Source organism: Streptomyces reniochalinae (genome assembly GCF_003323735.1).
Lineage (GTDB): Bacteria > Actinomycetota > Actinomycetes > Streptomycetales > Streptomycetaceae > Streptomyces > Streptomyces reniochalinae.
Genome location: NZ_QOIM01000030.1, coordinates 133,121 through 145,710, shown reverse-complemented (window position 1 = coordinate 145,710; position 12,590 = coordinate 133,121). Strand labels below are relative to the sequence as shown.

General features: G+C 71.7%; 9 protein-coding genes and 1 pseudogene. 3 read left to right on the top strand and 7 right to left on the bottom strand.

The annotated features are described in order from the left end of the window. Positions 1-34: 34 nt before the first annotated feature. From DQ392_RS11495 to DQ392_RS11485, 3 genes are all read right to left on the bottom strand, one after another. Positions 35-1,201 (bottom strand): quaternary amine ABC transporter ATP-binding protein, encoded by a 1,167-nt coding sequence (locus DQ392_RS11495; RefSeq protein ID WP_245981364.1) that lies wholly within the window; start codon positions 1,199-1,201, stop codon positions 35-37. Next, on the bottom strand, positions 1,201-2,766 hold the full coding sequence (locus tag DQ392_RS11490; RefSeq protein WP_114015451.1) for a GMC family oxidoreductase: 1,566 nt from the start codon (positions 2,764-2,766) through the stop codon (positions 1,201-1,203). Before DQ392_RS11490 ends, DQ392_RS11495 begins: the two co-directional genes overlap by 1 nt. A gap of 264 nt (positions 2,767-3,030) precedes the next feature. Continuing rightward, on the bottom strand, positions 3,031-4,533 hold the full coding sequence (locus DQ392_RS11485; RefSeq protein WP_114015450.1) for an aldehyde dehydrogenase family protein: 1,503 nt from the start codon (positions 4,531-4,533) through the stop codon (positions 3,031-3,033). A gap of 584 nt (positions 4,534-5,117) precedes the next feature. Between DQ392_RS11485 and DQ392_RS35180 the strand changes: the two genes are divergently transcribed. Further along, positions 5,118-5,636 (top strand): hypothetical protein, encoded by a 519-nt coding sequence (locus DQ392_RS35180; RefSeq protein WP_245981363.1) that lies wholly within the window; start codon positions 5,118-5,120, stop codon positions 5,634-5,636. Between the two features lie 254 nt (positions 5,637-5,890). Here the strand turns inward: DQ392_RS35180 and DQ392_RS35175 are convergent, their stop codons facing one another. Then, positions 5,891-7,099: an ArsR/SmtB family transcription factor gene (locus DQ392_RS35175; RefSeq protein WP_245981361.1), complete on the bottom strand. Its 1,209-nt coding sequence runs from the start codon at positions 7,097-7,099 to the stop codon at positions 5,891-5,893. A 303-nt stretch (positions 7,100-7,402) separates the two neighbouring features. Between DQ392_RS35175 and DQ392_RS11470 the strand changes: the two genes are divergently transcribed. Further along, positions 7,403-8,656 carry an MFS transporter gene (locus DQ392_RS11470; RefSeq protein ID WP_114015580.1) on the top strand — a complete coding sequence of 418 codons (1,254 nt, stop codon included), beginning with the start codon at positions 7,403-7,405 and terminating at the stop codon, positions 8,654-8,656. On the opposite strand, the gene DQ392_RS11465 is transcribed toward DQ392_RS11470, so the two are convergent. Next, positions 8,547-8,939: a tautomerase family protein gene (locus DQ392_RS11465; RefSeq protein ID WP_114015448.1), complete on the bottom strand. Its 393-nt coding sequence runs from the start codon at positions 8,937-8,939 to the stop codon at positions 8,547-8,549. The genes DQ392_RS11470 and DQ392_RS11465 overlap by 110 nt on opposite strands. 208 nt (positions 8,940-9,147) lie before the next feature. Between DQ392_RS11465 and DQ392_RS35170 the strand changes: the two are divergent. Next, positions 9,148-9,552: pseudogene (locus DQ392_RS35170) on the top strand (MarR family transcriptional regulator); the annotation flags it as partial. A 364-nt stretch (positions 9,553-9,916) separates the two neighbouring features. Here DQ392_RS35170 and DQ392_RS11455 read toward each other — a convergent pair. Further along, positions 9,917-10,915, bottom strand: a complete 999-nt coding sequence (locus DQ392_RS11455) for a malate dehydrogenase (RefSeq protein ID WP_114015446.1) — start codon at positions 10,913-10,915, stop codon at positions 9,917-9,919. Positions 10,916-11,139: 224 nt separating this feature from the next. Beyond that, complete coding sequence (locus DQ392_RS11450; protein ID WP_114015445.1) at positions 11,140-12,495, bottom strand: helix-turn-helix domain-containing protein; 1,356 nt, start codon at positions 12,493-12,495, stop codon at positions 11,140-11,142. Between the last annotated feature and the right edge of the window lie 95 nt (positions 12,496-12,590).

Here is a 12,590-nt window from a genome sequence, read left to right as displayed (position 1 = left end):
ACGCCCGGGACGGGCGCGGGATGATGGTGCGTCCTCATACGGCCGCCACCTCCTTGGCCTCGCCGTCCTCACCGCGGCCCCCGCCGGCGTCCTCGTCGAGCCCGGCGACGACGCTCAGCAGGCGGGCGTCGTCGACGACGCCGATGGTGCGGCCGTTCTCCACGACGCGGGCGCTCTCGCCGCTGCGGGCGACGGCCTCGATGGCGTCGGCGACCAGCGTGTCGGGGGCGAGCTCGGTGCCCTTGCCCGCCTCCGTCTTCTCGGCCTTGCGCATGGCGCGGCGCACCGAGATGACCTGCTCGCGGGGGACGTCGCGGACGAAGTCGCGCACGTAGTCGTCCGCCGGGTTGGCGACGATCTCCTCCGGGGTGCCCAGCTGGACGACCTCGCCGTCGCGCATCAGCGCGATGCGGTCACCCAGGCGCAGCGCCTCGGACAGGTCGTGGGTGATGAAGACCATCGTGCGGCCCTCCTCGCGGTGCAGCCGGATGACCTCCTCCTGCATGTCACGGCGGATCAGCGGGTCGAGCGCGCTGAACGGCTCGTCGAACAGCAGCACCTCCGGGTCGACGGCCAGCGCGCGGGCGAGGCCGACGCGCTGCTGCTGGCCGCCGGAGAGCTGCCCGGGGCGGCGCTCGCCCAGGCCGTCGAGGCCGACCTTGGTGACCATCTCGGCGGCCCGCTCGCGGCGCTCCGCCTTGCCGACGCCCTGGATCTCCAGGCCGTAGGCGACGTTGTCGAGCACGGTGCGGTGCGGCAGCAGGCCGAAGTTCTGGAACACCATGGAGGCGCGGTGCCGGCGCAGTTCACGCAGCGTGTCCTTGTCCATGGACAGCACGTCCTGGCCGTTGAAGTCGAGGCTCCCCGCGGTGGGTTCGATCAGCCGCGTCAGGCAGCGCACCAGCGTGGACTTGCCGGACCCCGACAGGCCCATGACGACGAAGACCTCGCTCTTGTGGACGTCGAAGGAGACGTCGCGCACGGCGGCCGTGCAGCCGGTCTTCTCCCGCAGCTCGGTCTGGGACAGCCCCTTGACCTGCTCGTCGTGCGGGAGGCGCATCCTGGCGCCCTTGGGTCCGAACACCTTCCACAGGTTGCGGACGGAGATGACGGGGCTGTCAGCACTCGCCTCGTTGGTCCTGGGCGCGTCGTCGCTCTCGGCGTTCGCAGCGGACTCAGTGGCCTCAGCGGTCTCGGACATCACGCAACACCTCCCGGTGCCGTTGTCGAATCGGGTCGGATGAGATCGACCGCCTTCTCGCCGAGCATCAGCACACCGATCATGGGGTTGACGGCGGGCATGGTCGGGAAGACGGAGGCGTCCGCGATGCGGATGCCGGACAGGCCGCGCACGCGCAGCCGGGGGTCGACGACGGCGAGCGCGTCGTCCTGAGCACCCATCCGGCAGGTGCCCGCCGGGTGGTAGACGGTGTGCGCGGCCTTGCGCACCAGCTCGCTGATCTCCTCGTCGTCGCGCACCTCGGGCCCGGGGAAGACCTCGCGCTTGAGCCACTTGGCGAACGGCTCGGCCTGGGCGACCTTGCGGGCGAGCTTGATGCCGTCCACCAGGGTCCGGCCGTCGTAGTCGTTCTCGTCCTCGAAGTACCGGAAGTCGAGCGCCGGCTTGACCTCGGGATCGGGGGAGGTGAGGTAGACACGGCCGCGGGAGCGGGACTTGGGGATGTTCGGAGTCATCGACACGCCGTGCTCGGGCCGCTGGTAGCCCAGCCGCTCGGGGTTGTCGGTGAAGGGGATCTGGTAGAAGTGGAACATCAGGTCGGGGCCCTTGTGGTCCGGGTCCCGCTTGACGAACAGACCCGCGTCGGAGTCCATCGCGGAGTTGTCCGGGATCGGCCCCTCCGTCTCCCACACGATCACCGACTCGGGGTGGTCGATGAGGTTCTCCCCCACACCCGGCAGGTCGTGCACCACGGGGATGCCCAGCGCCCGCAGGTCCTCCTTCTTCCCGACGCCCGAGTGCATCAGCAGCCGCGGCGTGTCCACCGCGCCGGCGCACACCAGCACCTCGCGGCCCGCGGTCAGCAGCCGCTCCTCGCCGTCCTTGGAGCGGACGTGCACGCCTGTGACGGTCTTGCCCGCCCCGTCCTCGTCGCGCCCGAACTCCAGCCGGTACGCCCACGTCTCCAGCAGGATGTGCAGGTTGGGGCGGTCACCGGCCTCGATGTGCGGGTGCAGGTAGGCGACCGAGGCGGAGGAACGCTTGTTGTCCTCCGGGTGGTAGGACAGGTCGAAGAAGCCGACGCCCTCGTCGAAGGGCTCGTCGTTGAAGCCGACGACCTCGGGGACGTCCAGCGCCTCCTTCGCCGCGTCGATCCAGTCCTGCGCGATGGCGTTCTGGTCCTTCTTCGCGACGCGCACGACGTTGTTGCGCAGCCTGCCGAAGTAGGGCTCCATGTCCTTCGCGCCCCAGCCCGCGGCCCCCGCCGTCTCCCACTCGTCCCAGTCGGAGGGCAGCGGCTTGAAGGAGATCAGGGTGTTGTGCGACGAGCAGCCGCCGAGCACCTTGGCGCGGCTGTGCAGGATGTGCGAGTTGCCGCGCGGCTGCTCGGTGGTCGTGTACTCGTAGTCGAGCTCGCCGCCCAGCAGGCCCAGCCACTTGCGGAGGGTGAGCACCTCGGGCCGGTCGATGTCCGAGGGCCCTCCTTCGATGAGGGCGACGGTGACGTCCGGGTCCTCGGTGAGCCTTGAGGCGATCACCGATCCGGCCGTCCCACCTCCGACGATCACATAGTCATAGCTGGACATGGGGTACTGCTCCTTGGGACTTGCGGGGACTCGGGGGAAGGGGGGTTGGAGGGGCTTTCGGGGGTTTCGGGGTGATAGCGGGAACGGCGGTTGATACGGGTGCGCCGCGGTGGCCCGGAAACAGGGGGTGAGCCACCGTGGCGCTGCGTTGTCGTCCGTCGGTCGGTACGGGAGGTGAGGTTGCGGAGGGGGTCCAGGTCCGGGGGCCGGGGGCGGGTTCGGAGGGGGGCCGGGGCGGGTTCGGAGGGCGCGGGGCCCGGTCGGTCAGCCGGCGAACCAGCGCACAGGGGCCGGGCGCAGGTTCTCGTACACGTGCTTGGTCTCGCGGTACTCGGCCAGCCCGTGCGGGCCCAGTTCGCGGCCGATGCCCGACTTGCCGATGCCTCCCCACTCGGCCTGCGGCAGGTAGGGGTGGAAGTCGTTGATCCACACCGTGCCGTGCCGCAGCCGCGCCGCGACCCTGCGTGCCCGCGCCGTGTCACCGGAGAAGACGGCGCCCGCGAGGCCGTACTCGGTGTCGTTGGCCAGCGTGACGGCTTCCTCCTCGGTGCTGAAGGTCTCGACCGTCAGCAGCGGACCGAACGTCTCCTCGCGGATGACCCGCATGCCGCGGTGGCAGTTGTCCAGCACCGTCGGGGAGTAGAAGTAGCCGCCGGCCGGACGGACCTCGGACGGCTTCGGCCGCTCACCGCCGCAGCGCAGGTCGGCACCCTCCTCGAGCGCCGAGGCGACATAGCCCTCCGTCTTCTCCAGCTGCTGCTGGGAGACCAGCGGCCCGCACTCGACGCCCTCCTCGGTGCCGCGGCCCAGCTTGATGCGCTGCGCGCGGGAGACGAGTTCGGCCACGAAACGGTCCTTGACCGACTCCTCGACGATCAACCGGGCACCTGCCGAGCAGACCTGGCCGCTGTGGATGAAGGCGGCGTTCAGCGCCTGGTCGACGGCGGTGTCGAAGCCCTCGTCCGTGGCGCAGGCGTCGGCGAAGACGACGTTGGGGTTCTTGCCGCCGAGTTCCAGCGCGACCTTCTTGGCACCCGCGACCGCCGCGGCCCCGGCCTTCGTGCCGCTGACCAGGCCGCCGGTGAAGGAGAAGAGGTCCACGTCCGGGTGCTCGGCCAGCCGCTGGCCGACGGGGAGCCCCGCGCCCGTGACGAGGTTGGCGGCACCCGCCGGCAGCCCTGCCTCCACCAGCAGCTTCACCAGGTGGACGGTGGACATCGGGGTGACCTCGCTGGGCTTGATCACGAAAGTGTTGCCCGCGGCCAGCGCCGGGGCGACCTTCCAGCTCGCCTGGAGGAGCGGATAGTTCCAGGGCGTGATCAGGGCACAGACACCGACCGGCTCGTGGACGACGACGCTGTGCACGTCCGCGCTGCCCGCGTCCACGACGCGGCCGCCCGACTCGTTCATCACCAGGTCGGCGAAGTAGCGGAAGGCGTTCGTCACATCGTCGACGTCGACCCGGCCCTCCTCCAGGGTCTTGCCGGTGTCCCGGGACTCGATCAGCGCGATCTCCTCGCGGTCGCGCTGGAGCAGGTCGGCGACCCGGCGCAGCAGGGCCGCTCGCTCGGCTGTCGCGGTGTGCGGCCACGGGCCCTGGTCGAAGGCGCGGCGGGCGGCGGCGACGGCCGCGTCGGTGTCCGCTGTGTCGCCCTCGGCGACGACGGCGAGCGTGGTGGCGTCAGCGGGGTCCAGCACCTCCCGCGTGCCGCCGCCGGCGGCCGTGCGCCACGTGCCGTCAATGTGAATGCTCTCCGATACGGACACCTTCGGTACTGCCTTCCTTGCTCCTGCATTCCCTGGGGCACCTCCCTGCCGAGAGCTGGGGGCGGCCCCGGTGCCCCCGATGGGGGCTTTTGCCATGCCTTCGGGGAGATGGCAATCCGGAACCCTGCCCCGTCTCCGCGATCTCATGTCCAGAATTCGCTGCCAAGTGGGCTTCATCACTGGCCGAAGTGCGCCGCCCCCCGGCGGAACGTACGGTGAGTACGTCTTTGTCCGCATATAGCAGGTTGCCAACCGAAGGACCGCACCTGTCTCCCCGATGGCGGATCGGAGCCACCCCCATGCGACAGCAGCACCGCACAGCACTTGTCGTGGCCGTCTGCGCTGCGACGACGGCCTCGGGCGGGCTTCTGGCCCCGGCGAACGCCGCCCCCTCGGCGACGGACCGTGACGGGTCGGACATCGCAGAGTCGTCAGGAGAGGAAATAGCGGAAAAAGCCTCGAAGGAGCTGAATTCCGCACGCTCTCTCCGGCTGAGAATGGAGGCCCCCGACCTCCGGCTCAATCTCACCCTCGACGAGAAGGCGAATTGCTCCGGAAAAATGTCGGTCCCGCGCGGCGGAAGCATGCGACTGATCAAGCACGGCAAGACGATCTGGCTCAAGCCCGACGCCGCCTTCTGGAAGGCCCAGCTCGGCCCCGAGGCCGGCGGCAAGGTCGCCGAGAAGTTCGAGGGCCGCTACATCAAGGGCACCGCACGCGACCCCGAGCTGGGCGGCAAGGGCCTGACCACCGCCTGCGACCTGGACGCCTTCCGGGCCGCATCCGGAGCGATGTCCACACCCGGACCCCGCTGGAAGCGCGGCCACGAGCACAAGGTCGGCGGCCACCGCGCCGTCCCCGTCACCCGCACCCAGGACAAGGCGCGCGTCACCATGCACGTCTCCGCCGACGGCAAGCCCTACCCGCTGCGCCTGGAACGCAAAGCGGGCGCCAACCACGACGAGATCGACCTCGGCCACTTCGACCACCCCGTCCCCCGCGACACCCCGCCCAAGGACCACACCGTCTCCGTCAAGCAGCTCCGCCGCCACTTGCAGGACTCCCAGTCCCAGCAGGAGGACCCCCCCTCCGAGAGTGTCTGAGCGCACGCCTTCCGAGAGCGTCTGGACCGATGGGGCGGGCTGCTGGACGTGGGCCCGGGTCTGGGCCCCGGGCCGGGGTCTGGGCCCTGGGCCGGGGTCGGGGCGTGGGCCCGGGTCTGGGCGTGCGTGCGGGCCCGTGTCTGGGGGGCTGCTGCCCCCCGGCTGGGGCTGGGGCCGGTCCGAGGCTGGGGCCGGTCTGAGGCTGGAGCCGGGGGCTGGGCTTCGGGTGGGAGGGGGAGAGAGCGGGGTCGCGGTCAGAGGTGGGGCTGGGCCCGTACGAGGGTGTCGCCCGCGGCCGTGCGGTAGTAGAGGACGGAACGGCCCGCCCGCCGCCGGTGCACCAGCCCGGCATCGCGGAGAACCTTCAGATGGCGGCCCGTCGACCCGAGGCTCTGACCGGTGAGGCCCACGAGTTGGGTGGTGCTCATGGGGGACTCCAGGAGCACCAGCACCGCGGCCCGCCCCCGTCCGAGCAGAACCCCCAGAGCGTGCGGAGCGGACGGCCCCTCCCCGTCGACGAGCGCACCGGCGCAGGGATAGACCACCGCGTACCGGGGGCGGGCCTCCGCGTGTCGGGGCGGGACCTCCGGGCAACGGGGGCAGGCCCCGGTCTGCGCGGCCTCGGCGTACCGGGGGCGGGCCCTGGTCGAAACCTCCGCGCGGCGTGGGCAGGCGCCTCTCCGCGAGCTGTTGGGCTCGCCAGGCCCCGGGGCGTCGACAAGGCCGGCACCGGGTTCGGCGCCGTGGCCGGCTGCCGGAGTGCGGTCACGGCAAAGGGTCGTCTCCCAGGAGACCCACCCGGTGCGTGGGGTCACCGGGACGAACATCAGGCAGCCTCCCGCCAGATCGCGAGGCGGGTAGTCCCACGCGTTGATCTGGAGCCTGCTGCCGCCGAGCCAGCGCATGCCGGGCCGCATGGCGTCCAGCGCCGCCGCCCAACCGCCGCGACTGAGCTGCGCGGTCCGCGCCACCACATCGGCCTCGAGCACACGGCGGCGCCGTGGCCAGTAGGGCAGCACCGTCTCGCGCCACACCCAGGTGAGGGCGTCCGCCGTGCGCCGCGGCAGGTCGTCCCGGCGCAGCTGGGGCGGTAACGGGCCGCTCGTCCCCAGCGAGACCAGCAGATCGGCGCGTGCCCCGGCGGGCGACGCCTTGCGGATCCGCTCGACCTCCTCCTCGAACGAAGCCTCCGTGCGCTGCCGTTCGCCGGGCTCGGGTGTGGGCGTGAGGAAGTCGGCGTTCCACGTGGGCCCGAGCGCCGCGCGGATCAGCAGCGCCGAGACCGGATCGGCGGCCTGGCGGGCGCGGTACGCGGGCAGGTGCGCAGCGAGCCAGGCGCGCTCGCCGGGGTGGGTGGGGCTGCCTCGTTCCAACACCTTGAGGCCGGCGATCGCCTCCGCGAGCGGCGAGATCACGAAGCGGCTTCCCGCGAGCACATCGGCGTTGATCTGCCACCACCCCACAGCCCACCTCCGTCAGCCGTCCGAGGCCGTCGGGCAAGGACGCGGGCCGAATCGCATCGCGGGTCGCTTCGCGGGCCGATTCACGGGGCGAAGCGGCCTCTCGCTTCACCCGTTCTGTCGTCCGATGCTGCGCCCGTTGCAGCGTTCGCTGCTTCGACCGATGCTGCGTTCGCTGCTTCGACCGATGCTGCGCCTACTACTTCGCCCGTTGCTGCGCCCGTCGTTTCGGCCGCTGTCTCGCCCGTCGTTTCGCCCTGATGCGAAACAGTAAACGCCGCGGCAGTGCCGCTCCACACTCCCTTCATGCGCACCTACCGCGAACTTTTCCGGGCGCCCGAGTTCGCCCCTCTCTTCCTCACCAGCGCTCTTCACGTCGCGGGCCACACGGTCAGCGGTCTGGCCCTGGGCACGCTCATCTACGCGGCCACCGGCTCCCCTCTGCTCTCCTCCCTCGCCATGTTCGGGCCCTCCCTGGCCCAGCTCATCGGGGCGACGACGCTGCTGTCGGCGGCCGACCGGATCCCGCCCCGCGCCGCACTTGCCGGGTTGCCGCTCGCGTTCGCCCTGGGGACCGCCGCACAGGCCGTTCCGGGAATGCCCGTCGCCGCCTCGTTCTCCGTGCTGCTCGCCCTGGGTGTGCTGGCCTCGCTCGGAGGCGGGGTGCGGTACGGGCTCCTCAGCGAGGTCCTCGCCAAGGACGGTTATCTCCTGGGGCGTTCGGTGCTCAACATGTCGACCGGCATCACCCAGATCTGCGGATACGCACTCGGCGGAGTGCTCGTCTCCCTCCTCTCTCCGCGCGGCACTCTGCTGGCCGGTGCCGCGCTCTACCTGGCGAGCGCCGGCACCGCCTGGTGGGGGCTCCGTCGGCGCCCGCCTCGCGCCACCGGGCGCCCGTCCGTGGCCGCGACCTGGCGCACCAACTCCCTGCTGTGGTCCTCCCGCGCACGCCGCTCCGTCTACCTCGGGCTGTGGGTGCCCAACGGGCTGGTGGTCGGCTGTGAATCCCTCTACGTTCCCTACGCTCCGCACGAGGCCGGGCTGCTGTTCGCCTGTGGCGCTGTGGGCATGCTGGCCGGAGACACCACCATGGGCCGCTTCGTCCCCCAACGCTGGCGCAGACGCCTGCCCGTGCCGATGCTCGCACTGCTGGCCTCCCCCTTCCTCCTCTTCGCCCTTCGACCACCGCTGCCCCTCGCGGCCGGGCTGGTGACACTGGCGACGGTCGGCTTCGCCGCCAGCCTGCTGCTCCAGGAACAGCTTCTGGAGCTGACGCCCGAGAACCTGAGCGGGCACGCGCTGGGACTGCACGCTTCCGGGATGCTGGCCATGCAGGGCGTGGGAGCCACGCTCGCGGGCGCCGTCGCCGAACGGACCTCCCCTGCCACCGCCATGACCCTCATCGCCGCGCTCTCCCTGACCGTGACGCTCTCGCTGGCGCGGGGCCTCACTCCAGCCGGCCGCCGACACCCGCACGCCCCGCGGGAACACCCACCAACCGCACCGTCACCCGCTCCCGCACGCTCTCTCCGAGCACCGCGACGACGGCGTCCGTGATCGCGGATATCAGCTTCCCCGGAGCCTGGGCGAAGTCCGGATGGTGGAACATGGCCTCCTTGGAGCGCAGGGTGACGATCGGGGAGGGCTCTTCCGTCAGCTTCCCACCCACTCCCCAGCGGCCCCGCTCCACGCCGGTCAGCTCGACGGCGACGATCTCGCGGAACGACTCGGGATAGACCGTCAACGCCGCTTCCGTCAGTCCCTCCACGAGCCGTGCGCTCACCGGCGAGTCCTCCCCGCCCAGAGCCGCCTCGTGAATCTGCACTTCGAAGTGCGGCATGGCCTCTCCCCCTATCGGCAAGGTGAGGAAACGGGCGGCTACCATGCGGAAGCCCGATTCCTCTTTGATGTCAAAACATCTTTGATCGCAAAGCTAATGGGAGGCCAGCGCGATGTCAACGGACGGCCACAGAAGGGAAACCGAGCAGGATCCCCGGCGGGACGGCGGCCTCGCCGAGGACGAAGCCGTGCGGGCGCTCTTGCAGTTGATGCCTCGCATCGTCGGCCGGGTCAAGCGCCTCCCCGTCCCCGACGAACTACAGTCCCTCGCGCTGGCGCCCCGCCACCTGTCCCTGCTCTCGCTCCTCCTCTTCGACGGCCCGAGCACCGTCAACGACCTGGCGGCACGCCTGGAGGTGGCCCCCACCACGGTCAGCCTCATGGTGGGCGAGCTGAGTCGGAAAGGGGTGCTGGAGCGGCGCGAGGACGAGAACGACCGGCGCCGCCGCATCGTGAGCATCGCCGAGGACAAGCGCGCCACCATCTCCGGCTGGCTCGCGCGCGGCGCCGACGCCTGGCGCCACGCCCTCAGGGCCCTCTCCCCGCTCGAGCGGGCCCTGGTGGTGACGACTCTGCGGGCGTACGAGGACGCCGCGTCGGACGAGGACGCCGCGTCGGACGAGGACACGGCTTCGGACGGGGGTGCCGAGACGGACGCGGACGCGGCCTCGGAAAGGGGTGCCGAGGCGGAGGGCGAGACCTCATCAGCCGGCGTCACCCGAAAGAGCTGACCTCCGCGCCGGAGACGCCGTCCGGACGCAACGCGCGAGGGCCCGCGTGGATCCTGAGTGATCCACGCGGGCCCTCGTCCGGCGGTGGCGGCCCTCCGCTCAGCGGCGGCCGACCGGCTCGGAGCGCACGGACGCCGTGCCGTGCCGCACCGACTCGCGCCGCGCTGCTCGTCAGGGGAGGCGCTGCTCGTCAGATGAGGCGCTGCTCATCAGGTGAGGCACTGCGCGTCAGATGGGGCGCTGCTCGTCAGATGAGGCCGAGACCGCGCACCGCGTCGCGCTCGTCGCTCAGCTCCTTGACGGAGGCGTCGATGCGGGTGCGGGAGAACTCGTTGATCTCCAGGCCCTGGACGATCTCGTACGCGCCGTCCTTCGTGGTGACGGGGAAGGAGGAGATGATGCCCTCCGGCACGCCGTAGGAGCCGTCGGAGGGGATGCCCATGGAGGCCCAGTCGCCCTCGGCGGTGCCGTTGACCCAGGTGTGGACGTGGTCGATGGCTGCGTTGGCTGCGGAGGCGGCCGAGGAGGCGCCGCGGGCATCGATGATGGCGGCGCCGCGCTTGGCGACGGTCGGGATGAACTCGTCGGCCAGCCACTTCTCGTCGTTCACGACCTGGGCGGCGTTCTTGCCGGAGATCTCCGCGTGGAAGATGTCCGGGTACTGGGTCGCGGAGTGGTTGCCCCAGATCGTCAGCTTCTTGATGTCGGCGACGGTGGAGCCGGTCTTCTTGGCGAGCTGGGTGAGCGCGCGGTTGTGGTCGAGGCGGGTCATGGCGGTGAACCGCTCGGCCGGCACGTCCGGCGCGGCCGCCTGGGCGATCAGCGCGTTCGTGTTGGCCGGGTTGCCGACGACGAGGACCTTCACGTCGTCGGCGGCGTGGTCGTTGATGGCCTTGCCCTGCGGCTTGAAGATGCCGCCGTTGGCCTCGAGCAGGTCGCCGCGCTCCATGCCCTTGGTGCGGGGGCGGGCGCCGACGAGCAGGCCGACGTTGGTGCCGTCGAACGCCACGTTCGCATCGTCGGTGATGTCGATGCCCTGGAGCAGCGGGAAGGCGCAGTCGTCCAGCTCCATCGCGGTGCCCTCGGCGGCCTTCAGCGCCGGGGTGATCTCCAGCAGGCGCAGCCTGACCGGCACGTCCGCGCCCAGCAGCTGGCCGGAGGCGATGCGGAAGAGCAGCGCGTAGCCGATCTGGCCTGCGGCGCCGGTGACGGTGACGTTGACGGGGCTGACGGGAGTGCGGGTCATGGCGTTCTCCGTAGTACCTGACGTGGCTGGCGGGTGGCCGGAAGTCTCTCTACGTCAAGAGACCCATCGGCCAGGCTATCCGACCCCGTCCCCGCCGCACCCCCGGGTCGGTCCAAGGGGCGCCGCACTCGGGTTTCGCCTGGTTGCCCGAGCGACCGTGTCAGGCGGCAGCCGACGCCGTCATGTCGGGGGTGGAGTCCGGCGCGACGGTTCCCCGGCGCTGTTCACGGCACCGTGCGGCCCGGGGTGGTGCAGCTCTCGCCGCCCGCGGCCGTCGTCGCGCAGGCGCGCGCGTCCTCTTCGGCCGGCGCGGAGACCATCGCGGTGTACGCGTCGTTCGCCGTCACCGTGTCGCTCTCCTTCTGCCCGCCCGGGCCGGTGATGCGCAGGACGTCGTCGGCTGCCGCGCCGCTGATCCTTCCCCACGCCGCCTTGCAGACGTCGCTGTAGCGCACCTCGACGAGGCCAGAGCCGACCCGCGCGGAGCTGACGGTCGTGGCGTGTGCGCCACCGCAGCCCATGGCCTCCGGATCCTGGCTCGAGCAGTCCTTGCCCGCGCACTTCACGCCCGCGGGCAGCTTCCGGGTCTTCTCCGTGGGGGTCGGCTTCGGCCTGGCCGCCTCGTCCTCGTCGCCGCCCAGGTCGAGGAAGAGGACCGCCCCCGCGACGAGGACGAGCACGCCCACGAGCGCCGCGAGCAGGACGGTGCCCTTGCGTCGGCCGCCACGCCCAGGGCCCCCGCTGCCCGCGCCCTGCGTGGGCGCCGCGCGGGGCCCCGTCACCTCGGGCCCGCGCACCTCGGAGCCGGTCACGGCGGAGCCGGTCATGGCGGGGTCGGTGGCACCCGGGCCGGCCGCATGGCCGTCTGCGCCGCCGGGCCGCTGTCCCGGCACCTGGTGACCACGTGTGCCGGGTCCTGCGGCGCCCGCCGCACGGATGGCGTCCTTGCGCAGGACGGCCGTCTCCCTGTCCGGGGGCGGCCCGCTCCCCAACGGTGCACCCGCGAACGGATCACTCGCGGACGATCTGCTCACGGACGGACCACTCACGGCGGGTGCGCTCCAGGGGAGTTCACTTCCGGACGGTTCGCCACCCGACCGTTCGCCACCGGGCCGCTCATTGCCGGACCTGTCGTTGCCGGACCGCTCACCCCTGCGCCGTCTGCGGCCCTTCTCCTGCGCGGACCCCGCCCCGGCTCCGGCTCCGGCCCCCGATCCGGAAAGCTCCGATCCGGTCGCCCCGGTCCCGTTCAGCGCGGCCCGGGCCTGGGCGATGCTGATGGCCTCCAGGGTGGTGTCGTGCCGCATCTCGCTGCGGCTCCACGCCCGTTCGGCCAGCTCCCACATGGTGCCGAGGTGGCGTACGTCCGTGCCGGTCACCTCGGCGAGTGCCTGGGTGGCGCCGCGAGGCGGCAGCAACCGGCCGCTGAGGTAGCGCTCCCACGACGACTTGCTGTAGCCGGTGCGGTCGGCGATGCCCGCGATGCTCAGTCCGGAGCGGTCGACGAGCCGCCGCAGCTGGTTCGCGAACTCCCGGATCTGCGGGTCCAGATCCTCCGGTAGCGACCTCCAACGAGGCATGGCCTCCCCCTCGTCCCCGACTGCGCTGTGTGCCTTCCCTTCCCCCGTGTGTGCGCCGGCCCCGGGTTGCGTACTGGCTACCCAGGGGGATGCAG

Excerpts from the sequence above, each read along its gene's own strand:
- DQ392_RS11490 (WP_114015451.1), bottom strand. The coding sequence starts at position 2,766 with ATGTCCAGCTATGACTATGTGATCGTCGGAGGTGGGACGGCCGGATCG.
- DQ392_RS35180 (WP_245981363.1), top strand. The coding sequence starts at position 5,118 with ATGCGACTGATCAAGCACGGCAAGACGATCTGGCTCAAGCCCGACGCC.
- DQ392_RS11455 (WP_114015446.1), bottom strand. The coding sequence starts at position 10,915 with ATGACCCGCACTCCCGTCAGCCCCGTCAACGTCACCGTCACCGGCGCC.
- DQ392_RS11450 (WP_114015445.1), bottom strand. The coding sequence starts at position 12,495 with ATGCCTCGTTGGAGGTCGCTACCGGAGGATCTGGACCCGCAGATCCGG.
- DQ392_RS11470 (WP_114015580.1), top strand. The coding sequence starts at position 7,403 with ATGCGCACCTACCGCGAACTTTTCCGGGCGCCCGAGTTCGCCCCTCTC.
- DQ392_RS11495 (WP_245981364.1), bottom strand. The coding sequence starts at position 1,201 with ATGTCCGAGACCGCTGAGGCCACTGAGTCCGCTGCGAACGCCGAGAGC.
- DQ392_RS11465 (WP_114015448.1), bottom strand. The coding sequence starts at position 8,939 with ATGCCGCACTTCGAAGTGCAGATTCACGAGGCGGCTCTGGGCGGGGAG.